The sequence below is a fragment of the Megasphaera stantonii genome (assembly GCF_003367905.1).
GTDB lineage: Bacteria > Bacillota > Negativicutes > Veillonellales > Megasphaeraceae > Megasphaera > Megasphaera stantonii.
The window spans coordinates 1-26,179 of the sequence record NZ_CP029462.1; the positions used below are offsets into that span (position 1 = coordinate 1).

General features: G+C 53.7%; 19 protein-coding genes. All 19 read left to right on the plus strand.

Annotated elements, in window-relative coordinates; translation table 11 throughout:
• Entirely contained in the window at nucleotides 1-1,077 is a 1,077-nt protein-coding gene (gene mltG / locus DKB62_RS00005) for an endolytic transglycosylase MltG (protein WP_107195548.1), read from the plus strand.
• Entirely contained in the window at nucleotides 1,074-1,664 is a 591-nt protein-coding gene (locus DKB62_RS00010) for an O-methyltransferase (protein ID WP_107195547.1), read from the plus strand. The genes mltG and DKB62_RS00010 overlap by 4 nt, the downstream gene beginning before the upstream one ends.
• A gap of 18 nt (nucleotides 1,665-1,682) precedes the next feature.
• Nucleotides 1,683-2,906 (plus strand): peptidase U32 family protein, encoded by a 1,224-nt coding sequence (locus tag DKB62_RS00015; protein WP_107195565.1) that lies wholly within the window; start codon nucleotides 1,683-1,685, stop codon nucleotides 2,904-2,906.
• Nucleotides 2,899-3,144, plus strand: a complete 246-nt coding sequence (locus DKB62_RS00020; protein ID WP_107195546.1) for a DUF4911 domain-containing protein — start codon at nucleotides 2,899-2,901, stop codon at nucleotides 3,142-3,144. The genes DKB62_RS00015 and DKB62_RS00020 overlap by 8 nt, the downstream gene beginning before the upstream one ends.
• A 317-nt stretch (nucleotides 3,145-3,461) precedes the next feature.
• Complete coding sequence (locus DKB62_RS00025; RefSeq protein ID WP_087477341.1) at nucleotides 3,462-4,613, plus strand: glucose-1-phosphate adenylyltransferase; 1,152 nt, start codon at nucleotides 3,462-3,464, stop codon at nucleotides 4,611-4,613.
• A gap of 3 nt (nucleotides 4,614-4,616) precedes the next feature.
• Nucleotides 4,617-5,732: a glucose-1-phosphate adenylyltransferase subunit GlgD gene (glgD, locus tag DKB62_RS00030; protein WP_232818745.1), complete on the plus strand. Its 1,116-nt coding sequence runs from the start codon at nucleotides 4,617-4,619 to the stop codon at nucleotides 5,730-5,732.
• A gap of 19 nt (nucleotides 5,733-5,751) precedes the next feature.
• Entirely contained in the window at nucleotides 5,752-8,181 is a 2,430-nt protein-coding gene (locus DKB62_RS00035; RefSeq protein WP_107195545.1) for a glycogen/starch/alpha-glucan phosphorylase, read from the plus strand.
• A gap of 21 nt (nucleotides 8,182-8,202) precedes the next feature.
• Nucleotides 8,203-10,257, plus strand: coding sequence for a 1,4-alpha-glucan branching protein GlgB (glgB, locus tag DKB62_RS00040; protein ID WP_095628717.1), 2,055 nt, complete (start codon nucleotides 8,203-8,205; stop codon nucleotides 10,255-10,257).
• Between the two features lie 40 nt (nucleotides 10,258-10,297).
• Entirely contained in the window at nucleotides 10,298-11,737 is a 1,440-nt protein-coding gene (gene glgA, locus DKB62_RS00045) for a glycogen synthase GlgA (protein ID WP_095628718.1), read from the plus strand.
• 66 nt (nucleotides 11,738-11,803) lie between these two features.
• The gene (gene malQ / locus DKB62_RS00050; RefSeq protein WP_107195544.1) at nucleotides 11,804-15,202 is read left to right on the plus strand and encodes a 4-alpha-glucanotransferase; all 3,399 of its coding nucleotides are present in this window, start codon (nucleotides 11,804-11,806) and stop codon (nucleotides 15,200-15,202) included.
• Between the two features lie 30 nt (nucleotides 15,203-15,232).
• Nucleotides 15,233-16,480, plus strand: a complete 1,248-nt coding sequence (locus tag DKB62_RS00055; RefSeq protein WP_232818744.1) for an NAD(P)-dependent malic enzyme — start codon at nucleotides 15,233-15,235, stop codon at nucleotides 16,478-16,480.
• Between the two features lie 161 nt (nucleotides 16,481-16,641).
• Nucleotides 16,642-18,276, plus strand: a complete 1,635-nt coding sequence (locus tag DKB62_RS00060; protein WP_233127846.1) for an ATP-dependent nuclease — start codon at nucleotides 16,642-16,644, stop codon at nucleotides 18,274-18,276.
• A 42-nt stretch (nucleotides 18,277-18,318) separates the two neighbouring features.
• Entirely contained in the window at nucleotides 18,319-20,457 is a 2,139-nt protein-coding gene (locus tag DKB62_RS00065) for a DNA topoisomerase III (protein ID WP_107195543.1), read from the plus strand.
• A 71-nt stretch (nucleotides 20,458-20,528) separates the two neighbouring features.
• A complete protein-coding gene (locus DKB62_RS00070; protein ID WP_107195542.1) occupies nucleotides 20,529-21,815 on the plus strand; it encodes a PDDEXK family nuclease in 1,287 nt (428 codons plus the stop codon).
• 98 nt (nucleotides 21,816-21,913) lie between these two features.
• Nucleotides 21,914-22,438, plus strand: coding sequence for a dCTP deaminase (gene dcd, locus DKB62_RS00075; protein WP_107195541.1), 525 nt, complete (start codon nucleotides 21,914-21,916; stop codon nucleotides 22,436-22,438).
• Nucleotides 22,439-22,459: 21 nt separating this feature from the next.
• Nucleotides 22,460-23,344: a DNA adenine methylase gene (locus DKB62_RS00080; RefSeq protein ID WP_107195540.1), complete on the plus strand. Its 885-nt coding sequence runs from the start codon at nucleotides 22,460-22,462 to the stop codon at nucleotides 23,342-23,344.
• An 82-nt stretch (nucleotides 23,345-23,426) separates the two neighbouring features.
• Nucleotides 23,427-24,314 (plus strand): type II restriction endonuclease, encoded by an 888-nt coding sequence (locus tag DKB62_RS00085; RefSeq protein WP_107195539.1) that lies wholly within the window; start codon nucleotides 23,427-23,429, stop codon nucleotides 24,312-24,314.
• Complete coding sequence (locus DKB62_RS00090; protein WP_107195538.1) at nucleotides 24,314-25,060, plus strand: TRM11 family SAM-dependent methyltransferase; 747 nt, start codon at nucleotides 24,314-24,316, stop codon at nucleotides 25,058-25,060. The genes DKB62_RS00085 and DKB62_RS00090 overlap by 1 nt, the downstream gene beginning before the upstream one ends.
• A 111-nt stretch (nucleotides 25,061-25,171) precedes the next feature.
• Nucleotides 25,172-26,155 (plus strand): P1 family peptidase, encoded by a 984-nt coding sequence (locus DKB62_RS00095; protein WP_107195537.1) that lies wholly within the window; start codon nucleotides 25,172-25,174, stop codon nucleotides 26,153-26,155.
• Nucleotides 26,156-26,179 lie beyond the last annotated feature (24 nt).

Genomic DNA, 26,179 nt, shown 5'->3' on the forward strand with positions numbered 1-26,179 from the left:
ATGGAACATAACAATAAGTATTCAGAAAAAAACAAAGAACATAAGGAAACGCAGGAAGTACGCAATACAGCTCCGGGCCGCCGAAAACGGCGCGCCGCAGGGGCTGTTCTTTGCGCGCTTCTTTTGTCTGCGGCCTTCGTGGCGGCGGCCTATGGCGCGCCGAATCTTTTCCTGCCGGAAAAACGAGGCTACGTCCATGTTCGCAGCGACATGACGGCGTCGGAGGTAGCCGATATGCTCAGTGAACAGGGCTATATTGCCAGCCCCCTCCTGTTCCGCGCGGCGGCCGTGGCTACGGGGCAGGCCGGCGATATCAAGGAAGGCGAGTACGTCATCGATACGTCTATGAGCGTCCACTCTATCCTGGAAAAGCTGACCAGCGGCAAGTCGGAGGCCCTGCGCCTGGTCGTTCCCGAGGGCTACACGGTGTGGCGCATTGCCAAGGAAGTGGCGGCTATGGGAAAAATTTCCGAAAAGGATTTCCTAGCGGCGGCTAAAAAGGAAGAATATCTCTATCCGTATATGAAGAGCCATCGCGACGTAACCTTCCCGACAGAGGGCTTCCTCTTTCCCGACACGTATTTTATTCCCCTGAACGCGACGGCCGACGACATCGTCAAGATGATGCTGAAAAACTTCGACGACCACTTGACGGAGGAAATGAAAAAGGGCATCGACGAGGAAAATCTGTCTATTTACCAGTTCGTCACCTTGGCGTCGCTCATTGAAAAGGAAGCGAAGTATGAAAAGGACCGGCCCCTCATCGCCTCGGTATTCCTCAACCGCTTGGACAAGCACATGAAGCTCCAGTCTGACGCCAGCATTTCCTATGCCATGGGGACCCATAAGGCGGCGTACAGCATCGCCGAGACGCGCTACGATTCGCCTTACAATACGTACATGTACGAAGGCCTGCCGCCGGGACCGATCGGCAATCCCGGCATGGACTGCATGAACGCCGTACTGAAAGCGCCTCATACGTCGTATTTGTATTTCGTAGCCGATGAAGACGGCCACAACTACTTTGCCGCGACGTACGAAGAGCACATGAAAAACGTAGAGGAGCATATGCCATGACGGAGCTGTGGGATGAGATGAAGGCCTATGCCAAGATCCATCAGGTTCCGATTCTGCGCGACGCTGAGCTGCCCTTATTCCGCGGCCTGGTGACGGCGGCTCGTCCGTCGTCGGTCTTGGAAATCGGAGCGGCTATCGCTTACTCGACCTTGCAGATTGCCTCGTGCCTGGCGGCGGAAAGCCGCATTACGACGATTGAAATCGACGCAGAACGGATTGCCGCGGCCCGGGATTTTATCGGCCGCTCGCCTTACGGGCCTATGATACGCCTTCTCGAAGGAGACGGCACGGCCCTCCTCGACGGGCTGGACGAGACGTGGGATTTCGTCTTCCTCGACGGCCCGAAGGGCCAGTATTCGCGGCAGCTGGCCAAAATCATGCCTAAGCTGCGGCCCGGCGCCGTCGTCGTAGCCGACAATATAAGCTACCATGATATGTTTTATATCGAAGGGACGGTGCCCCATAAGCACCGCACGGCCGTAGGCCGCCTGCACGAATTTTTGGACATGATCTATGACGATGACCGTTTTGAATCGGTATTTTTTGAAAATGGAGACGGCATGACCGTTTCCCGATGGAAAGGATAGATAATACGCATGCAGAAAATGGAGTTGCTGGCTCCGGCCGGCAATATGGATAAATTGAAAATGGCCCTGTTGTACGGGGCTGACGCCGTGTATTTAGGCGGCAAGTCCTTTGGACTGCGGGCGTTTAGCGACAATTTTTCCCTAGAGGAAATGGAGGACGCTGTCCGCTACGCCCATGGGCTGGGGAAGAAGGTTCATGTGACCGTTAATATCTTTCCCCACAACGCCGACTTAAACGGTTTGCCCGAATACCTGACCAGCCTGCGGGATATTCATGTCGACGCCGTGCTCATCGCCGACCCCGGTATTTTTAGCCTGGCCCGGCAAATCGTACCCGACTTGCCCGTTCATATTTCGACGCAGGCCAACGTGACCAACTGGGCGTCGGCGAAGTTTTGGCATGATGCCGGCGCAAAGCGCGTCGTCATGGCCCGCGAGGTCAGCTTAAAGGACGTAAAGGCCATTCACGATAAGGTGCCCGTCGAGCTGGAAGGCTTCGTGCACGGTGCGATGTGCATTTCCTATTCGGGGCGCTGCCTGCTGAGCAATTACTTTACGGAAAACCGCGATTCCAACCGAGGCCAGTGCGTCCAGTGCTGCCGGTTTAAGTACAACGTCGTCGAAGAAAAGCGGCCGGGCCAGTATTTCCCGGTCATGGAAGACGAACGGGGCACGTATATCTTCAATTCCAAGGACCTGTGCCTTCTGCCGTATCTGCCCGACTTGTACGACGCCGGCTTGTGCAGCCTGAAAATCGAGGGGCGCATGAAGAGCGTTCACTACGTCGCGACGGTCGTCAAGGTATACCGTCAGGCCATCGACGCCTATGAACGGGACCCGGAACATTTCCGCGTCCTGCCTGAATGGGTAGAAGAATTGGAAAAAATTTCTCACCGCCCCTATACGCGGGGCTTTTCCGTGTCCCGTCCGACGGAAGCCGATCAGGTGTACAGCCATTCGAGCAATACGCAGACTCATGAATTCATCGGCCTCGTCCGCTCTTATGATGCGGAACGGAAGCTGGCCTTGATCGAGCAGCGCAACCACTTCAAGGTCGGGCAGACCGTCGAATTTCTCCAGCCCAAGGGGCGTCTGGTACGCTGTGCCGTCCGCCGCATTCTCGATGAAGACGGACAGGACCTCGACGCGGCCCGCCATGCCCAGCAGGTCGTCGCCGTACCTGTAGACGAGCCGTTGGAGGCCTATTCTATGATGCGCCGGGAGATGAAGAACCATGCTTGAGCCGGAATGGGTATACTTCCGCATCCCGCCGCAGGAAATGACATATCTCACGCGGATTCTCGAGGGCTGCGAGTACCTGGGCGTCGTCACGGCCATAGACGGAAAAGCCGGCGTCGGCTTCGTCCGGACGACGGCTGATACGGTAGCGGAGACGCAGGACGTTCTGCAGTCCTTGCCCTTTCCTGTCACCTTACTTTCGTATGAAGAAGCCTGCCGTTGGCAAATGGGAAAAGGATAAATTATTAATTTATAAATATTTATAATATGCGTGAAAGCTTACGAAACCGCTTCTGTTCGCCAGAGGCGGTTTTTTTGTTGCAAAAGGGTAATCTTTCCGTAAAAAGTCAATAATATCTGTGAAAAAGGCGCAATTTGCAGCGTGATTTGCTCTTAATTTTCTCGGCAAAATGGTGTATAATTAGCGTATATTATTTAAAATATGCATAGCTATTCGCGGAAGTATATTTACAAAAGAAAATCCTATAGCATATAGACATAACGTGTGTATTCGGTGGAGTATTGCTGGGATTTTCTTGATGTGAGGAGGAATTTTATATGAGAAAATCCAATTGTCTGGCAATGATTCTGGCGGGCGGGCGAGGGAGCCGTCTGGGCGTCCTGACGAAGGACCAGGCCAAGCCCGGCCTCTTGTTCGGCGGCAAATACCGCATTATCGACTTTCCGCTCAGTAACTGCCGCAACTCTGGTATCAACACTGTCGGCATCCTGACCCAGTACCAGCCGCTGGAGCTGAACTGGTATGTCGGCAACGGCAGCTCGTGGGACTTGGACTCCGACCGGGGCGGCGCGTATATCCTGCCGCCGTATGAAAGCGATGGCGGTTCCAACTGGTACCGTGGCACGGCCGACGCTATTTATCAGAACTTGAATTTCGTCGAAATGGTCGGAGACGACTACGTCCTCATCTTGTCGGGCGACCATATCTATTCTATGGACTACGCTAAAATGCTGGCCTTCCACAAAAAGCATCAGGCGAAAGTCACCATTGCGACCATCCGCGTTCCCTGGGACGAAGCCAGCCGCTTCGGCATCATGGTCGCCGATGAAACGATGCGCATTAATAAATTCCAGGAAAAACCGGCTAAGCCCGAAAGCAACCTGGCTTCCATGGGCATTTATATCTTCGACCGCGACGTATTGGAAAGCTATTTGAAAGCCGACGCAAAGGACGAAAAATCGGAACATGACTTCGGCAAAAACGTCATTCCCGCTATGCTGAAGGACAAGCTGCCCCTGTACGCCTATCCCTTTGAAGGCTACTGGAAGGACGTCGGAACGATCGACAGCCTGTGGCAGGCTAATATGGACCTCATCGCTGACGAACCGCCCCTCGACCTGAACAATCCGGCATGGCGCATTTATTCTGCCAGCCAGAGCATGCCGCCTCATTTCGTAGGTCCCGAAGGCAGCGCCAAGAGCTCTATCGTCGCCGAAGGCTCGGCTATCCTGGGCAACGTCATCAACTCGATCATCTTCTATGACGTGACGATTGAAAAGGGCGCGAAGGTAAGCAATTCCGTCATCCTGCCGGGCACGGTCATCAAGAAAGGCGCCGTCGTCGACAAGGCGATTATCGGCGAACGCTGCGTCATCCATGACGGCGCCGTCGTACAGAACGAAGACGGCTCTATCGCCGTATTGGGCAGAAACGAAGAAAAGCTGGCAGCTAAAAAAGGGGAGGCATAACATATGAACAGCAACATGATTGCAATAATTAACCTTAGAAACGAAAGCCCGCTCCGCGAGCTCAATGAAAAACGGCCCTTGGCGACCATTCCCGTAGGCGGCAAATTCCGCCTCATCGACTTTACGCTGTCCAATCTGGTCAACGCCGGCGTATCGCAGGTCGGACTCTTGTTGTCGGCCCAGTCGCGCTCCGTATTGGACCACATCCGCTCCGGTAAGGAATGGGGCCTGGCACGCAAAGGCGACGGCCTGTTCTATCTGCCGGAAGAAGTAGAAGATGTCGTTCATCCTACAGAAGGCGACGTACCGGCTTACTATAAAAACCTCATGTTCGTCGAACGGGGCAATAAGCCGTACATCTTGCTGACAGGCTGCGACATGGTGCAGAACATCGACTACGACGAAGTGCTCCATTTCCACCGCCGTCACAACGCCGACGTCACCCTCATTTACCAGAAGCAGAAATACGAATTTAACCGCAGCGGCTACGCCCTGAATATCGGCGAAAACGACCGCGTCCTGGACATTGAATCGCGGGAAACGCTGGCAGCCGGCGAAAACCTGTATCAGCGGGGCGTCCTCATCGACAGCAAGGTCTTTGAAAGCTGCATCCGCAAGGCCTATACGCAGGGGTACAACTACCTGATTACGGACGTGCTGAAGCGCAATGTAGACCGCTTGCGCATTTTCGGTTATAATTATCAAGGATATGCGAAGCGGATCGATACCATCGATTCGTACTTCCAGGTCAACATGGATCTGCTCGACGCCAAGACGTGGCACGACTTGTTCCTCAAGGACAAGCAGCACCACATCTACACGAAGATCAAAGACGAAGCGCCGGCTAAGTACATGGAAGAATCGCATGTCAGCAATTCTCTCGTAGCAAACGGCTGCATTATCGAAGGCCGCGTCGAAAATTCCATCTTGTTCCGCAAGGTCAAGGTCGGCAAGAACGCCGTCATCCGCAACAGCATCATCATGCAGCATACGGTCATCGGCGACGATGCCCAGCTCGACTACGTCGTATGCGACAAGAACGCCGTAGTGCAGCCTGAGGCCATTTTGTCCGGCACCAAGGACAAACCGCTGTGCATCGGAAAATGCACTGTAATTTAAGAAGAGGTATAGAAGAACAATGAAAAAATGGCAGGATAAGGAAGAATTCAAGAAGATATTTACTGAAAAGGCGCATGTCTTGTGGGAAAAAGAACTCAGAGATCTGACGCTCAACGAAGTATACCAGACGATTGCCTACATGATACGCGACTTGGTCAGTGAAGATTGGATTCGTACGAACGAAGTGTACGCCGAGCAAAAGGCGAAACAGGTCTATTATTTCTCGATTGAATTTTTGCTGGGACGCTTGCTCCAGTCCAACCTCATCGGCATCGGCTTGGAAGATATTTGCCGGCAGGGCTTGGAAGATCTGGGCTGGAAGCTGGAAGACGTCGTTCCGCAGGAACGGGACCCGGGCTTGGGCAACGGCGGCTTAGGCCGTCTGGCAGCCTGCTTCATCGACTCCCTGGCGGCGCTGCAGCTGCCGGGACACGGATGCAGCATCCGCTACCAGTACGGGCTGTTCAACCAGCGCATCGTCGACGGCCAGCAGGTAGAGCTTCCTGACAACTGGCTGGTCAACGGCTATCCCTGGGAAGTCAAGCGAGTAGATAAGGCCGTAAACGTCCGCTTCGGCGGCAACGCCTACATGCGGCCGACGGAAGACGGAGAGCTCGAATGCGTTCACGAAAATTATTCGTCTGTCCGCGCCGTCCCGTACGACGTTCCTGTCATTGGCTATCATAACGACACCGTCAATACGCTGCGCCTGTGGCGGGCCGAATACTCCCGGGAAGACTTGTACCGCGAGCTGACCCTCGGCGACCGCCACCGGGCGTTCCGCTACAAGAACAACGTACAGCTCATTTCCCGCTTCCTCTATCCGGAAGACAGCACGGAAGATGGCCGCCGCCTGCGCCTGATGCAGGAATACTTCATGGTTTCGGCAGGCCTGCAGAGCATCGTACGTCACTATAAGAGAAAATACAAGGAAAGCATGTACAAGTTCGACCAGTACATCGCCATCCACATCAACGACACCCATCCGGCTCTGGTCGTGCCGGAACTGATGCGCATCCTCCTCGACGAGGAAGGCATGGCCTGGGAAGACGCATGGGATATTACGTGCCGTACCGTGGCCTATACGAACCACACGATTTTGCCGGAAGCCATGGAAAAATGGTCTATCCCCATGTTCCAGTCGCTCCTGCCGCGCATTTATCTCATCGTCGAAGAAATCAACAACCGCTGGCTCAAGGAAGTGCGCCGCCTCTATCCGGGCGACGAAAACAAAGCCCGCAGCGTAGCCATCCTTTGGGACGGTCAGGTTCACATGGCTCATTTGTCCGTACTGGGCAGCCACAGCGTCAACGGCGTTGCGGAAATCCACTCGCAGATCCTGAAGGATTCGACGCTCCATCAGTTCTACACGATTTTCCCGAACCGTTTCTCCAACAAGACCAACGGCGTTACGCACCGCCGCTGGCTTATCGAAGCCAATCCGCAGCTGTCGGACCTCATCGACGAAGCGATCGGCGACGAATGGCGTCTTGAACCGTCCAAGCTCATCCGCTTGAAGACCGTTTCCAGCGACAGCGCCTTCCTGGATAAGCTGGCGAAGGTGAAGAAAGCCCGCAAGGAAATTCTGGCTGACTATATCAAGAAGGAATACGATACGAATATCGCCGTCGATTCGATTTTCGACATTCAGATCAAGCGCATTCATCTATACAAACGGCAGCTGTTGAATATCCTCGGCATCCTTCACCTGTACTATACGCTGAAAGCAAATCCGGACCTGCGCGTCCGCCCGCACACGTTCCTGTTCGGCGGCAAGGCTGCGTCGGGCTACGGCGAAGCTAAGCAGACGATCAAGCTTATCAACGTCGTGGCCAACATGATAAACCGCGACAAGCAGGTGAACAAGCAGCTGAAGGTACTGTTCCTGGAGAACTACAACGTATCCTTGGGACAGCTCCTGTTCCCGGCGGCCGACGTGAGCGAGCAGATTTCCACGGCCGGCAAGGAAGCGTCCGGCACGGGCAATATGAAATTCATGATGAACGGGGCCATTACGCTGGGTACGATGGACGGGGCCAACGTAGAAATCTGCCGCGAAGTCGGCATGGAACACTGCGTCATCTTCGGCCTGCGGGCGGAAGAAGTCATGAATTACTACATGCACGGCGGCTATTCGTCGTGGAACATGTACAGCTCGGACCCGCGTATCCGCCAGCTCATGAACTCGCTTGTAGACGGCTCCATCAACGGCGAACATTTCGGCATGCTGTACGAATCGCTGCTGGACCGCAACGACGAATTCTTTGTCCTCAAGGATTTCGCCGCCTACTGCGAGGCCCATACGGAAATATCCCGCCGCTACGCAAATCAAAAGCAGTGGTTCCATTCCAGCGCCATCAACATCGCCCATTCGGGCTACTTCTCCAGCGACAGGACGATTCAGCAGTATGCATCTGACATTTGGCGTATTAAACCCGTCAAGGTATAATCAGTCAGGGGGAATGCTTACATGAAACTCAGTGCAATTGACGAATACGGTACGTTTCTGTACCATCAGGGAACAAACTACGCCAGCTACCGTTTGTTCGGCGCTCATTTTACCGTTCTCCGCCGCAGATCGTGCGTGCGCTTTTCCGTCTGGGCTCCCCATGCCCAGAAGGTAAGCGTCGTCGGCGATTTCAACCAGTGGGACATTGAAGCCAATCCTATGGAACGGTGCGGCGCCGGCAACGGCATCTGGGTTACGTATATCGAAGGCCTTCAGGAAGGGGACATTTACAAATACGCCGTCACGACGGCGTCGGGCGAAGTGCTCATGAAGAGCGATCCCTATGCCTTCTGGTCGGAAGTGCGCCCCAACACGGCCTCTAAGATCACCAAGCTCCGCTATACGTGGAAGGACAAAAAGTGGCAGAACAGCCGCGAGCAGTACGACTCGTACCGCAAGCCCATGCTGACCTATGAAGTGCATCTCGGCTCGTGGTGCCGCGACGAAGAAGGCAATATGCTGACATACCGCGAAATCGCCGACAAGCTCGTGGAATACGTCACGTCTATGAACTATACGCACATCGAAATCATGCCCCTGTGCGAATATCCCTTCGACGGCTCGTGGGGCTATCAGGCGACAGGGTACTTCTCGGCGACGAGCCGCTACGGTGCGCCGGAAGACTTCATGTACCTCGTCGACACATGCCATAAGCACGGCATCGGCGTCATCCTCGACTGGGTGCCGGGCCATTTCTGCCGCGACGCCCACGGTCTGCGCTATTTCGACGGCGAGCCCTGCTATGAATCGGGGAACCCCATGCTGGCAGAAAACAAAGAATGGGATACGATGAATTTCGACTACGGACGGACGGAAGTACAGTCCTTCCTCATTTCCAGCGCCATGTTCTGGCTCAGCCAGTTCCACATCGACGGCCTGCGCATCGACGCCGTGGCCAACATGCTGTATCTCGACTACGGCCATCCCGATGGAAATTGGCAGCCCAATAAGTACGGCGGCCGGGAAAACCTCGAAGCCATTGATTTCCTGCGCAATTTGAATAAAGCTGTGTTCAGCGAATTTCCCCATGCCCTCATGATTGCCGAAGAATCGTCGGCCTGGCCGCTAGTGACCAAGCCTGTCGACGTCGGCGGCCTGGGATTCAACTATAAGTGGAATATGGGCTGGATGAACGACATGCTCCGCTACATGTCCATGGACCCGCTGTTCCGCAAGGATAATCACAATCTCGTTACGTTTTCCCTGTGCTACGCCTTTTCGGAAAACTTCATCCTGCCTTTGTCGCACGACGAAGTCGTCCACGGCAAGCACTCGCTCTTGGACAAGATGCCCGGCGACTACTGGCAGAAATTTGCCGGCCTGCGGGCTTTCTACGGCTACTGGATGTCTCATCCCGGCAAGAAGCTCCTGTTCATGGGCAGCGACTTCGGCCAGTTCATCGAATGGAAATACGACGACAGCCTCGACTGGCATCTGCTCGAATATCCCATGCACAAGGCCATGCACGACTACGTCAAGGAGCTGAATACGTATTATGTAGAGCATCCTGAATTCTGGGAAGAAGACTGCGACTGGTCGGGCTTCTCGTGGATCAGCTGCGACGACCGCGACAACAGCGTCATCGCCTTCTTCCGCAGCGGCCAGGAAACGGATGACATGACCGTCGTCGTATGCAACTTCACGCCTGTCGTCCGCCATTCGTACCGCTTCGGCGTGCCGCGCAAGGGGACGTATGTCGAAGTATTCAACAGCGATTCCGAAGCCTTCGGCGGCTCCAACGTCCTCAACGAAGGCGAATTTGAAGCGCAGGATATTCCCATGCACGGCATGGAACAGTCTCTGGAGCTGACGCTGCCGCCGCTGGCGACTATATATTTACAGCTCAAGACGTCGGCCGATAAAAAAAAATCTCTGAAGGCTGGCAGCAGTACTGCCAAGACGCGGAAGACGACTGGCTCGGCTAAAAAGGCCAAGAGCAGCGAAAAGAAACCGGCTTCCAAGACGACGAGAAAACGCGCCGTTAAAAAGACGACGAAAAGCGACGCGGCGAAATAAATAGTAAACTGCATTCCAAAGGGAAAGTGGGGGAGTTAAGATGGAAAAAATATTATTCGTGGCGTCAGAAGCCGTGCCTTTTATCAAGACGGGCGGCTTAGCCGACGTCATGGGCGCTTTACCGAAGGAATTGGCCGCCAAGGGCATGGACGTCCGCCTGGTCATTCCGAAATACAGCCTGATTAAAGACGAAGCAAAGCAGCAGATGAAGCAGGTGACGACGGGGATCGTCAATCTGGCCTGGCGTCAGCTGTACTACGGCGTCGACGAAATCGATATGGACGGCGTCAAGGTATACTTCATCGACAATGAATGGTACTTCAAGCGCGACCGCCTGTACGGCTATGCCGACGACGACGAACGGTTCGCCTATTTCTGCCGCGCCGTGCTGACGATGCTGCCGCGCATCGGCTTCCAGCCCGACATCATTCACGGCAACGACTGGCATACGGGCATGCTGGGCGTCTTCTTGAAGGAAGATTTCTACCATGACGATTTCTACAAAAATATGAAATTCGTCTATACCATTCATAACCTGAAATATCAGGGGATTTATCCGGCGTCTATCATGCAGGATATCATCGGCCTGCCGCAGCACTTGTTCGACAACGGCAATCTGGAATGCGACGGCTGCGTCAACTACATGAAATCGGGCATGGTCTACGCCGACTACATCACGACGGTCAGCCCGACGTACGCTCAGGAAATTACCTATCCGTACTTCGGCGAACGGCTGGACGGCTATATCCGCAGCAATCAGGACAAAGTCGTCGGCATTATCAACGGCCTCGACGAAGATGCCTATAATCCCGAAACGGACCCCTATATTGCCCAAACGTATACGTCGAAGGACGCCCGCGCCGGCAAGCGCGTCAACAAGGACGCCCTGCGCAAGGAATTGGGGCTGCGCATCAAGCGCGGCGTGCCCATGGTCGCCATGGTATCGCGCCTCGTCGAAGACAAGGGCATGGATTTGGTAACGCGCATTATGGACGAGCTCGTCGAAGACGACGTACAGCTGGTTATCGTCGGGACCGGCGACTGGCAGTATGAAGAAGCCTTCCGCGATTTGGCCCGCCGCTATCCGACAAAGGTATCGGCCAACATCATGTTCAACGAAGGCCTGGCGCACCGCGTCTATGCGGCGGCGGATATCTTCCTCATGCCCTCGCGGTATGAACCGTGCGGACTGAGTCAGCTCATCGCCCTGAGATACGGCGCCGTGCCCGTCGTCCGCGAAACGGGCGGCCTGCGAGATACCGTCGTTCCCTTTGATAAATACAAAAATCAGGGCAACGGCCTGACGTTCCCGAACTTCAATGCTCATGAACTGTTGTTTACGGCAAAGACGGCTTTGGGATACTACGAAGATACCGCCTTGTGGGATCACATCGTCAAGAACGCCATGGAAAGCGACTACAGCTGGAAGCGTTCGGCTCAGGCGTATGCAGACTTGTACAAAAAGGTATTGAACCGATAAGAACAATACAGCCAAATCCCCCGCCGTACTTGCTCGGCGGGGGATTTTACAAAAAAAGGAGATTTCATGGATTTAGGACTGTATCACAATTCACATGAATTTTATTGCCGCTCTGTTTTCGGCGCCGTTCCCTCGGGTAGCCAGGTCGTCCTGCGCCTGCGGGCCGACAAAAATATAGAAGAAAACTGGCAGGCCAGCGTGCGCCTGTGGCAGAGCAACGCCGGCGAAACGATCGTTCCCATGACTTGGGAAGGCGAGGCCTTCAAGGCGACGCTGACCATGCCGGATAAGGGGTGCCTCCTTTGGTACTATTTCATCGTTTCCTACGACGGCAAGACCGTCTATTACGGCAATAACCACGAGCAGCTCGGCGGCAAGGGCCGCATTACGGCTCAGGAGCCGCCGTCCTATCAGATTACCGTATACGATAAGGACGTCAAGACGCCGGACTGGTTCAAGAATGCCATCGTCTATCAGATTTTTCCCGACCGGTTCCGCCGTGGCAAGGATACGACGGCGGTGCTTACGGGCAAGAAGGGCGCTGTCATTCACAGTGACTGGGACGACATACCGGCCTATTGGAAGAACCCCGATACGGGAGAGATTGCCTTTTACGATTTTTACGGCGGCAACCTGGCGGGTATCCGGGAAAAGTTTTCGTATCTGAAAGAATTAGGCGTGACGGCGATTTATCTCAACCCTATTTTTGAAAGCTGCACGAACCATCGCTACAGCACGGCCGATTATCACCGCGTCGATCCCTTCCTGGGGACGAACGAAGAGTTTGCCGCGTTCTGCCGGGCAGCTAAGGAAGAGGGCATGGCCGTCATCCTGGACGGCGTGTTCAGCCATACGGGGGCCGACAGCATTTATTTCAACCGCTTCGGCCATTATGACAGCGTCGGCGCCTACCAGTCCAAGGAATCGCCGTACTATTCGTGGTACCGGTTTAAGGAGTACCCGAACGACTACGAGTCGTGGTGGGGCGTCATGGACTTGCCCAACGTAGAGGAAACGGAGCCGTCGTATATGGACTTTATCATCCACAACGACGACAGCGTGCTGCGCTACTGGATGCGCCAGGGCATCAGCGGCTGGCGTCTCGACGTCGTCGACGAGCTGCCGGCGGCGTTTCTCCGCGATTTCTATAAGACGCTGAAGGAAGAAAATCCCGACGCCGTGCTCATAGGCGAGGTGTGGGAGGACGCGTCGAATAAAATCAGCTACGGCGAACAGCGCGAATACCTGTGCGGCTACGAGCTCGACAGCGCTATGAACTACGCCTTGCGGACGATTGCCGTCGATTTCATCATGGGCCGCAAGGAAGGCCGGCGCATGCTGGCTGAAATGACGCACCTCATTGAAAATTATCCGCCGGAGCACTTTTACGCCATGCTTAACCTCATCGGCAGCCACGACATCGAACGCATCTTGACAGTCCTGGCAAAAGACGCCGACTCCAATACGCTCTCGGCCGAGGACATTGCCAAGAAGCGCCTGCGCATGCTTCTGACCTGGCAGATGACGATGCCCGGCGCACCCTGTATTTATTACGGCGATGAAGCCGGCGTGACCGGCGGAAAGGATCCGGACAACCGCCGCACCTATCCGTGGGGGCATGAGGACGAAGAAATCCTGTCGTGGACGAAAGGGCTGACGGGACTGCGCCGTAGCAGCGACGCCCTGCGCACGGGCCGTTTCATCCCGCTGTACGCCGACGGCGACGTCTTCGCCTATGCCCGCAGCATCGAAGGCGGCCGGGATATATTCGGACAGAAAAAAGAAGACGGCTTCTTTATCATCGCTATGAATAAAAACACTACGTCCCTGCGGACGGTCAGCGTGTACACGAACGGATTGGCCTACGGCGAGCTGACCAACGCCCTGTATCCCCGCATGAAGCCTATCCGCACGATCAACAGCCGGTTCACCCTGACGCTGCCGCCGCTGAGCGCCGTCGTCCTGAAAGGGCAGGAAGCCCGCAAAAAACGGGCCGGCGTCTTCCTGCATCCGACGTCGCTGCCTTCGGCCGGCGGGAACGGCGACCTGGGGCCTAACGCCTATCGGTTTATCGATTTCCTCAAGACGGCCGGCCAGAGCCTATGGCAGATTCTGCCGCTGACGCCGCCGCTCATGGGCGATTCGCCCTATCTGGCCCGATCGGCCTTTGCCGGGAACGAACGGCTCATTTCCCTCGACGTGCTCCACGAATGGGGATGGCTGTCTGCCGAAGAACTGTGCGAATATAAGGAAGTCGTCGGGAATACGAAATCCTGGGACGAAGCCTGGAAGGTCAAGAAGGACGCGCTCTGGCGTATGTCCCATAAGAAAGACCTGAACGTGCCGTGGTCGCCTTACGCCGATTTCTGCAAGGAAAACGCGTACTGGCTCGACGACTACGCCTTGTTCCGTTCTGTCGGCGATTTCTTCGGAGGCAAGGTCTGGACAGAGTGGCCCGACAATATCCGCTGCCACGCTGCCGACGGCATAGCCTATTATAAAAAAGAATTGTCCGGCGCCATATCCCATTATAAATTCTTGCAGTATATTTTCTACTGCCAGTGGCAGGCTCTTCGGAAATATGCCCATGACAACGGCGTGCAGATCCTCGGTGACATGCCCATGTTTGTCGCCCACAACAGCGCCGACTGCTGGGCTCATCAGGAGCTGTTCCAGCTGGACGAAGGCGGCAATCCCACGGCCGTCGCCGGCGTGCCGCCCGATTATTTCAGCGCCGATGGCCAGCTGTGGGGCAACCCGCTGTACGACTATGAGGCCATGGCTGCCGACGGCTATCGCTGGTGGGTAGAGCGGTTCCGCGCGATATACCAGTTTGTAGACGAAGTGCGCATCGACCATTTCCGCGGCCTCGAATCGTACTGGGCTGTGCCCGCCGAAGCCAAGACGGCCCGCGAAGGCGCCTGGGTCAAAGGGCCGGGCCTCGACCTGTTCCGTGCCGTGTATAAAGAGCTCGGTTTCCTGCCCATGGTGGCGGAGGATCTGGGCATCATTACGGACGACGTATGCGCCCTGAAAGACGCCCTGCGCCTGCCAGGCATGAAGATACTCCATTTCCACATGGCAGAACGGGCCGACGGCCGGTATTCCTTTGATACAGAGCCGAACTGTCTCGTCTACACGGGAACGCACGACAACAACACGACGCTGGGCTGGTATGAAGAAGACCTGGACGAATCGGAACGGCTACAGCTGCGCCAGGCCTTGGGCCTGCCGGACGACGCTGCGCCGGAAGCTGTCGTCCGCGCCGTCATCGCCTACGTTTACAGCCGCCGCGCCGAAACGGCCGTCGTACCCCTGCAGGACATACTGGCCCTGCCGGGAAACTGCCGCATGAACGTGCCCGGAACGGCTGAAGGAAACTGGCAGTGGCAAATGGACGGCGGCATGCTCAAGCTGGACATCGCCAAATGGCTGTCTGAATTATGTAAAGAATACGGACGATAATTGCGCCCGTTTCAGAGGGGGAAAAGACGCATGTCTGATATGACAGATAAAAATGAAAAATTTAAACGGGCCTTGGAAGTCCACGCCCAGCTGCACGGCAAACTAGCCATTCACAGCAAATTGCGGGCCGATTCCAAGGAAGCCCTGTCCATCTTATATACGCCCGGCGTCGCGGCGCCGTGCCTGGAAATCGCCCAGGATAAAGAGCTGGCCTATACGTATACCGGCAAGGGCAACGACGTGGCCGTCATTACCGACGGCAGCGCCGTCCTGGGGTTGGGGAATATCGGCCCTGATGCGGCCATGCCGGTCATGGAAGGGAAGTGCCTGCTGTTCAGCGAGTTTGCCGGCATCAACGCCGTGCCCCTGTGCGTAGGCACGCAGGACGTAGACGAATTTGTCCGCTTCGTCCAGCTGGCCAGCCCGTCCTTTGGCGGGATCAACCTGGAAGATATCAGCAGCCCGCGCTGCTTTGAAATCGAAAAGCGGCTTCGCGAAACGCTGAATATCCCCGTGTTCCACGACGATCAGCACGGCACGGCCATCATCGTCCTGGCCGGCGTCATCAACGCGCTGGAGTATTTAGGAAAGTCTGCCGAAACGGCGTCGGTCGTCATCAACGGCGCCGGCGCAGCCGGCATCAGCATCGCCAATCTGCTGCTGGAATACGGTTTTACAGATGTGACGCTCTGCGACATCAACGGCGCCGTCTGTGAAGGCGACGATACGCTCAATCCGGCTCAGGCCGCCATGGCGAAGCGGACGAACCGCCGTCATGCCAAGGGCAGCCTGAAGGATGTACTGGCAGGCAAGGACGTGTTTATCGGCGTGTCCCGCGGCGGCCTCGTGTCCCAGGAAATGATTGCCTCGATGGCTGAGAAAAACGTCGTCTTCGCCATGGCCAATCCCATCCCGGAAATCTATCCCGACGAAGCGAAGGCTGCCGGCGCGTCCGTCGTCGGCTCGGGCCGGTCCGATTTCCCCAATCAGGTCAACAACGTCCTCGTATTTCCTGGAATTTTCCGCGGGGCCATCGACTGCCATGCGTCGGATATCAGCGAGGGCATGAAGCTGGCTGCGGCGAGAGCCATTGCCGACGTAGCGAAGCAGGACGGCCTGCGGGAAGACTACATCCTGCCCGACGCCTTTGACCATCGCGTCACCATCGCCGTAGCGGCTGCCGTTGCCGAGGCTGCGGCAAACGAAGGCATCGCCGGCAATCCCTTGACCTATGAAGAAGAAGCGGCGAAGGCCGAAGCCTTTTTGAACGAAGTATAGCAGGATATGAAAGCACTGGCGTCATCTGGCGGTGACGCCAGTGTTTTTTCGTTTCTGCTCGGGAAAAGCAGGGACGCAAGGCGCCTGCGTCGAATATTATACTATTACGGTATGTTGCGAACGGATTCTATACAGGCGGTGATATTGTGCATATCCATTACATGCATATTGAAAATTATCGAAATTTGACAGACGTGGAGATGACCTTTCATGAAAAGGCCAACTATCTCGTCGGCGAAAACGCTATTGGCAAAAGCGGGTTTCTGCGCTTGCTGTCGGTCATGAGCGAAGGCTTCGGCATCAGGGAAGACGATTACGCCGACCCGGCGCGGCCTATCGTCATTACGCTGGAAATGCACCTGCTTCGGAACCAAAACGAGTATTTCGCCGCGTTTCCCGATGAGCGGCGGGAGACGATGAAGGTGCGCCTGGAAAAGAGGGTGGAAGAAATCTACCCGCGGCTGTACGATGCAGAGAGAAACGAAGAACTGCCTCTCGACCTGATACGCTGCATCCATTATCTGCCCAATTCCGTCGTCGACCCGGAAGAACTCAAAGTGCCGGCAACGGTATACCGCGCGTTGGAACGGCGGCTGTATCAGTGGGAGCATTCCCATGACGACGGGCTGGACGAAGATACGCAGGCCTTTATCCATCATGAAGTGCAGGTAGGCAGCCTCGACTCGTCGTATTTTGTCAATATCTTCCTCTTGTCCCGCATCCTGAGCCGCCAGGATCGCTCGACAGCCGACAACATGAAGTTTATTTCCCTCGTCGCCCTGCGTATCCTCACGCAGATTTTCATCATGTCCCGAAGCAAGGCCATGCCCCTGGAGCAGAGCCTGATTATCGACGGCAAGGGGCGGCGCTATTTGCCTCTCGTCGTATCTATCGACGAGCCGGAGGTGCACCTCCATCCATACATGCAGCGGTCTATTTTAAATTATTACAAGCAGCTCCTGAGCAACGGCGATTCCCGCTTCTGCGAGCTCCTGAAGGATTTGTTCGGCATCGACGGCCTGCGGGGGCAGCTGTTCATCGTCACGCACTCGACAGACGCCCTCGTCGACGATTACCGCAATATCGTCCGCCTGTACCGCGGCGACGCCGGTCAGGTCTGCGCGGCCTGCGGAGCGACCTTTCATTTCAGCGAGGAAATCGAGAAGCACCTGATCATGCATTTCCCCGAAGTGAAGGAGGCCCTGTATTCGCGGAGCGTCCTCGTCGTCGAAGGGGAAACGGAGTTCGGCTGCTTCCAGCTGTTCGGCACGACGCTGGGGCTGCCCTTTGACTACTACGGCATCTGCCTCATCAACGCCCGCGGCGAAAGCTCGATTTCAAAGATAAAGAAGCTTCTGGAATACTTCAAGATTCCCACCGTCGCCTTATACGACGCCGACGTAAAGGGCGGCCATAAGGGCGAGACGGGCGTGTTCTTTACCGACGAAATTTGCTTTGAAATGGATTTGGCCAAGACGATGATCGACATGGGCCGCCGCCGCGAGCTGGACCGCATCATCAATACCGTAGCCGGCGAGCACGGCCGGGCCACGTCGGACATGATTAAAAAGGCCTGCCGCAAGCTGGACGTCAATTTCCACGACTATCCGCCGCGCATGCTGGGCAACGTCAACGCCCGCAATATCAAGGCACTGTACATCTATTATTTTGCCTGGCTGTACAGCAACAAGGGCGTCATCCTAGGTCGGCTCCTGGGGCAGTCCCTGCGCAGCCAGGAAATCCCCAGGGCCTTTGTCAAGGTCATCGAAGAGGCCGGCAAACTGGCAAAAGTATAAGCTGCCTTGCAGCAGACATTAGAGCAGGAGTTATCGTATAGTATGAAATTGTTTATCGCAGAGAAGCCCAGCATGGCTAGGGAACTGGCAAAATGCCTCCCGCAGCCGCAGCGGCAGGAAAAGGGCTTTATCCGTACGGGCGGCGGCATCGTCACCTGGGCCTACGGCCACATGCTGCAGCAGGCGGAGCCGCAGGATTATAATCGGCAATACAAGCAGTGGAAGGACGCCGATTTGCCCATTATTCCAGAGCATTGGAAGCTGCTCGTCAGCCCGAACAGCAGGGAGCAGTTCGACGTCATCTGCCGCCTCATCGGCGACGCCGACTCCATCGTCCATGCCGGCGACCCTGACAGGGAAGGGCAGCTTCTGATTGACGAAATACTCGATTATGTAGGCAATACGAAGCGCGTCGAGCGCATCCTTTTAAATGCCCTCGACGAAAAGAGCATCGGTGAAGCCCTTCATGATTTGCGGGATAACGGCGATTTTTCTCATCTCAAGGAATCAGCTTTGGCCCGCAGCCGTGCCGACTGGCTCATCGGCATGAACCTGTCGCGGGCTTATACGCTGGCCGCCCGCCGGCAGGGACACCGCGTCGTATTTCCCATCGGCCGGGTTAAGACGCCGACGCTGGCCTTAGTCGTCCGCCGCCAGCGGGAAATCGACAATTTCAAGCCCGTGACCTATTACGTCGTCAAGGCGCAGTTCAATCATGCCAAGGGCGTCATTACAGCCCAGTGGCAGCCTGGCGATACGCAGGCCGGCCTCGATTCGGAAGGGCGCTGCATCGATAAAAAGAAAGCTGAAGAAATAGTAGAAAGGCTGCGCGCTCAGCCCGATGGAACGATTGCCGAAGGGAAGAAGACGAAAAAGAAGGAAGCGCAGCGGCTGCCCTTGTCCTTGTCGTCCCTGCAGGTGCTGGCAGGTAAGCGCTACGGCTACAGCCCCCAGCAGGTATTGGACGCAGCTCAGCAGCTGTACGAGCGCAAGCTGACGACGTATCCCCGTTCAGACTGCGAGTATCTGCCCTTGAATCAGCGAAAGGACGTGCCGGCTATTTTAGCTAATTTAGGCCGCCTTTCAGATAAAACCTTGTCCCAATGGGCCGGGCGGGCCGATGGCAGCATCAAGAGCCGGGCCTGGAACGACGGCAAGATTACGGCGCACCACGCGATCATCCCGACGACAGTGCCCTGTCCGTACGATAAGCTGACAGCTGTCCAACGAAATATATATTTCCTCATTGCCCAAGCCTACATGGCGCAGTTTTATCCTGTCCACGAATATATACAGAACCGCATCGTCATCGCCGCCGCCGGCGAGCAGTTCGTCGCCCACGGCAAAACCGTCGTCGTGTTGGGCTGGAAAGAGCTGTATCAGTCCGATGGAGACGATGATGACGAAAAGGGAGAGTTGCCGCCGGTCCGCAAGGGCGACGGCGTCCAGTTCCGCCGCGGCAAGGTCGAAGAAAAGGCTACGAAGGCGCCGCCGCGGTTCACCTCGTCGACGCTTCTTCAGGCGATGAAGGAAATTTATAAATACGTCAAGGACGATTCGCTGAAGAAAAAGCTTAAAGAAGTGCAGGGCATCGGTACGGAAGCGACGCGGGCCACGATTATCGGCGAGCTCATCGAGCGGAAATTTTTAGTCGAAGAAGGGAAAAAGAAGTACCTGAAACCGACGGATATGGCCTATCTTCTCGTCGATTCCCTGCCGGACGAGCTGCTGTATCCCGATGAAACGGCTGTTTGGGAAGAACGGCTGTACCAGATGAGCCTGGGAAAGGACAGCCTAGCCGACTTTCTCAGCGCCCAGGAATTATTTTTGCGCAAGCTCATTGCGGCAGCCCGGAACAATGACGGAACGCCGCAGCCAAAGGAAGGGCGCGTATGTCCTCAATGCGGCGGCGCTATGGTACGCCGCCATGGAAAGTACGGCGATTTCTGGGGCTGTACCAACTATCCCAAATGCCGCCATACGGAGCGCATCGACGCACCGCCTGCGTCGGCGGCAGGCGACGGGGAATCTTATGTTTGTCCGCGCTGCAAGGAAGGAATCTTTGTCCGCCGCAGCGGCCCATACGGGCCGTTTTGGGCCTGCAGTAAGGAAGGCTGCCGTACGACCTGTGCCGACGTAGACGGCGTTCCCAGCATTTATGCTGCCTCGTCCGAAAAATAAACCTGTCGGGGACGGCGTACGGTGTAAGCGTCTGTGCCGTATAGTACAGCAGAGGAGAGGAGGGGTGAAGGATGGATACAGCGCAGGCCCGGCGTTGGTGCCGCCAGCAGAAATACGACCAGGCAGCGGCTATGTATGCCCGGCAAATTGCCGCAATGGATGCATGGGGGCCGTGGGACTATTACTACTACGCCTACAGCCTGAGCAAACTGAGAGAGTATGCCGAAGGACGGGAGATTTCCCGCCGGTGCATCATAGCCTTTCCCGGCTTCACCCAAATCCGGGATGTATACGGCTGGTGCCTGTATCATCTGTACGTGCGTCCTTTTATACCCGGACAGTCTGACGAAGACGATTTCCGACGGGCCGTTGAGGCCATCGTCAAGTATACCGAGCAAACGGCTCAATCCCCTTATGAACGGGCCGTCTGGAAGATGATCGACGTGCTGCGCCGGCAGAAAAAAGCTACCGCTGAAGAGATAGACTCCTGGCTGACTCTCCTTAATCCTAACAGGTTGTCTTTGCAGCCGCAGGAGTACGTCAAAGACGGCGAATGGCTGAGCGGCGCGTCGTACCGCGAGCGGTGGTATGCTCTGAAGAGCGGCGTATTGGTCAAGAAGGGGGAATATGACGCCTGCATTGCTGTCTGTGAAGAGGGGCTGCGTATTTTTACGGACTTTCACTATGACAATGATATCTGGTTCAAATATCGCATCGCCCTCTGCCGCCTCCGCCTCGGCGACGTAGACGGCGCAGAGCGAGAATTTTCCGCCCTTTTGCAGTATAAGCAGCATTGGATTATATACCGCGGGCTTTTCTACACAGGGCAGGCGCGGAAAAGCCTGCGGAAGATGAAACAATACGGCGCCGCAGCCCTGCTCCTGCCGGGGGATATGGCTGATAAAGTCCAGTTCCTCGCTGAATTTGCCGATTCCCTGGCGGGCCAGGAGGACTTGCGGACGGAGCGGGCCCGGCACTATGCCCTGGCCCTGCGCATTCGGCAGGAAAAAGGCTGGTTCGTTCCGGAGGCTCTGCGCAGGCAGGCCGCGACGTATGAAGGGCAGATTCCCCGTAAGGCGGAGTTGCTCCGCTCGCTGCAGGCATTCTGGATACGGTGCCGGCACGACGGCGAAGAAGAAAAGCAGGGCTTTATCTCGGCCGTTCTGCCGGGAGGACGGGCCGGGTTTATCAAGGAATACGGCGGGCCGTCCTATTATTTCAAACGCGATGCCCTCCTGGGGCTGGACGCCGAGGCAGGGACGTACGTCACCTTTTTCGTCGAAGTCGGCCAGGATCGCTTTGGCGGCAAGGCGTCGCGGCGGGCTGTCGATATCCGGAAAAAAGAAAGCCTGTTCTGACGATGAATTTTTCGCATATACTATCTCATTTTGTATGGCGACGCGGCCTGTTTTGGTATATAATTTTGGTATACCACATGGAAAGGTGAAGGCACAACATGATTTTATCAGGCAAGGAAATCGTAAAGCATTTGGGTAAGGAAATTATCATTACGCCCTTTCATCCCGAACGGGTCAATCCGAACAGCTATAATTTATCGTTATATAATCAGCTGATGGTATATGATGACTACGAGCTGGACATGGCCAAGCCCAATCCGGCGTCGATTATCGACATCCCCGAAGACGGCTACGTACTGCAGCCGAATAAGCTCTATTTGGGGCGGACAAACGAGTATACGAAGACTGACGGCTATATTCCTATGCTGGAAGGCCGCTCATCTGTCGGCCGTCTGGGCGTGTTCATCCACGTGACGGCAGGCTTCGGCGACGTTGGCTTTGCTGGCTACTGGACGCTGGAAATCTTCTGCGTCCAGCCGATCCGCATCTATCCCAACGTAGAAATCTGCCAGATTTATTACCACGACATCGACGGCGAGTACGACACATATCAGCACGGAAAATACCAGAACAATTCGGGAATTCAGCCGAGCATGCTGTGGAAGGATTTTCAGAAGAAATGAGAGAAGTAAAGTGAGGAAAATATGGCTAAACCTTTTTTGAAATGGGCAGGTGGAAAAAGTCAGCTTTTAAATGAAATAGAGATGTATTATCCTTTTGAAGATAATCAGGTCACGAAATATGCAGAACCTTTTGTAGGCGGCGGTGCTGTTCTTTTTGATGTATTAGGGCGTTATAAGGTAAGCGAAGTATACATCAGTGATATTAATGCAGAACTTATTAATACCTATTGCAGCATTCGTGACCATAGCGGTGATATTATAAATCTGCTTAAAAAATATCAAGCGGAATACATCCCGCTTGAAGCTGTTGCCCGAAAAGAATATTATAATATACAGCGGATGAAATTTAATAAATTAAAATTAAATAATGCGGCTTTTGAAAATATTGAGAAAGCTGCATTGATGATATTTTTAAATAAGACTTGCTTTAATGGATTGTATCGAGTTAATAAAAAAGGATTATTTAACGTGCCTATGGGCGCATACAAGAATCCCCTCATTTGTGATGAAATGAATTTACGTTCTGCGGCAGAGGCGCTGCAGAACGTAACTATTGTCTGTGGAGATTATCGGGAAGCGTCTGCGTTTATCGATAGGCATACATTTGTATATTTTGATCCTCCGTATAGACCGTTAACTGGTACCTCAAGTTTTACAGCGTATACGGAACAGCTGTTTAATGATGAAGCACAAATTGAGCTTGCAAAATTTGTTGATGCTATGGATTGTAGAGGAGCAAAAATAGTAGTAAGTAATTCGGATCCTAAAAATGTGAATAGAGAAGATAACTTTTTTGATTCTATCTATGCGGCTCATAATATTAAAAGAGTTCAGGCAAGTCGCATGATTAATAGTAATAGTAAGGCAAGAGGAAAAATTAAAGAATTGCTTATATCAAATTTTTAATAAGAAGAAGCCATATTGTAAATGTAGATTTGCAGCCATATATTGGCAATATTGACGATGATGATGAGATGAGGTAATTCGCATGTTTAAAAGAAATTTCGATACATGGCTGGATAGTTTTCGAAACAGTATTGCCACTTATGGGTATTATATTGATTTTGAAAAAGTTCATCATAACGTGGAAGCGATTAAAGTCGAACTCAATATTTTAAACGCATTGATTGGTTCTGCGAATATCAAAGCTGACTTCGAAGCATTGCTGAAGAAATATCCAGAAGTTTTACCGTGTATTCCGTTGCTATTAGCTGTCAGATTGAAAGAAAAGGACTCGAAAATTTATTGTCAAGATGAAAATGGTGGATATTTATATGAGTTTGATAATAAAAAATTAGATCCTTTAATTTCATTTGAACAGTACTCATATTTTATGGAAAAAACAGGTTTATTTGATTTATTGCAAAATCATGTGATCCACAATCTTGTTGATTATGTTACGGGAGTTGAAACTGGTTTAGACAGCAACGGTCGTAAAAATCGCGGCGGACATCTTATGGAAGATTTAGTAGAAGGATTTATCCAGCAAGCCGGTTTTGTCAAAGGTGAGACATATTTTAAAGAAATGTATATTCATGAAATTACTGATACCTGGGGAGTCAATTTATCGGCTATTTCTAATCAGGGAAAGATGGAAAAGCGTTTTGATTTTGTTGTCAAAACAGACGTGATGATTTACGGAGTAGAAACTAATTTTTATGGGAGCAGCGGAAGCAAATTAAATGAGACTGCCCGTAGCTATAAAACACTTGCTTTGGAATCCGATTCGATTCCAGATTTTACATTTGTATGGTTTACGGATGGAAAAGGTTGGACCAAAGCTCGCCATAATCTTGAAGAAACTTTTGATGTTATGGAGCATATTTACAATATTGCTGATTTAGAAAATAATATAATTAATGAGGTTTTCAAATAATGGCAAAGAGAATTACAAAATGGGAACCTGAGAATTTTGAATTAGAAATGACGACCCATTGGTCTTTTCCAAAACGTGGAGATTGGGCTACACATGATGCTAAATGGAGAGGAAACTGGTCTCCGTATATTCCACGCAATATTTTGCTTCGATATTCTCAAGAGGGAGATTTAATCCTTGACCAATTTGCGGGAGGAGGCACAACGTTAGTTGAGGCAAAACTACTGAATAGAAATATTATAGGTGTGGATGTGAACGATGCGGCTCTGACGCGGTGTAAGGAAAAAACGGCGTTTGAGCATGATGGTGCTGATGGCAAAGTGTTTATTCGAAAAGGAGATGCCCGGAATCTTTTTTTTATTCCTGATGAAGGTATTGATTTAATTTGTACACATCCTCCTTATGCTAATATTATTCAGTATAGCGAAGATATAGCGGAAGATTTGTCCTTATTAAAAGTTAAAGATTTTCTGAAAGAAATAAACACGGTAGCTGCTGAATGCCACCGTGTTCTAAAAAAAGATAAGTTTTGTGCAATTTTAATGGGTGATACTCGGCAGAAAGGGCATATGGTTCCAATGTCATTTGAAGTCATGCGCATTTTTGAAAACACCGGGTTTAAATTAAAAGAAATTATTATAAAAGAACAACATAATTGTCGGGCAACAGGATATTGGAAAACAAATAGCATAAAATATAATTTTCTCTTAATTGCACATGAGTATTTATTCATATTTAGAAAATGAGGGCAACTTAAAACATAGTCTTAATATATTAAAATGAATTTTTTGAGGGTATTCTACGACTATTACTTTAAATGCTTAACAGTTACTATTATGTATAAGGGAGAGAATACAATGAAAGAAATTGCATTACAGGATATTCAGGGATTTCGCATCGGCAGCGCCCAGGATGAGCAGGGCGGTACGGGCTGTACTGTCCTTATATTTCCTGACGGCGCGCCTTGCGGCGTCGATATTCGCGGCGGTGGGCCGGCCAGCCGGGAATCGGAGCTCCTCAATCCGACGGCGGCGGCGGAAAGAATCCATGCCGTATTGTTAAGCGGCGGCAGCGCCTTCGGTTTGAACGCTGCCGGCGGGGTCATGCAGTATCTGGAAGAAAAGGGCATCGGTTTTCCGACGGGCATCTGCAACGTGCCCCTCGTCGTAGCGTCGTGTATTTTTGACCTGGGATGCGGCGACAACGTCCGTCCCGATGCAGCCATGGGCTATGCGGCCTGCGTCGAATCGGAGAGAAACGTGATTCGCGAAGGCAATTACGGCGCAGGAACCGGCGCGACAGTGGGCAAGCTCTGCGGCCCTAAAGGCATGATGAAGTCCGGCCTCGGCGTATACGCCGTCCAGGTCGGCGAGCTGAAGGTCGGCGCTGTCGTCGTTGTCAACGCCGTCGGCGACGTATTGGACGAACATAATGAAATCATCGCCGGCATGCTGACCGACGACGGAAAGGGTTTTGCCGATACGCGCCGCGTCATGCTGGAAGAATACGGCATGCACGATACGCTCTTTTCCCTGCGGGCGGCGGCCGGTACGACCAATACGACGATCGGCGCCGTCGTCACGAACGGCAAGTTCGACAAAAGTCACATGAAAAAAATCGCCGCCCTGGCCAGCAACGGCTTTGTGCGGACGATCCGGCCGGTCAACACGACGGCTGACGGCGATTCCTTGTACGCCCTGAGCGTCGGCGACGTAGAAGCCGACGTCAGCACGACGGGAACGATTGCCGCCTACGTCGTAGAACAGGCCGTACGCCGCGCCGTATTGACGGCAGAACCGGCATACGGCGTTCCGGCGGCTAAAATCTTAACTATCGGCTAATACAAAACGGATTTACCATGCAGG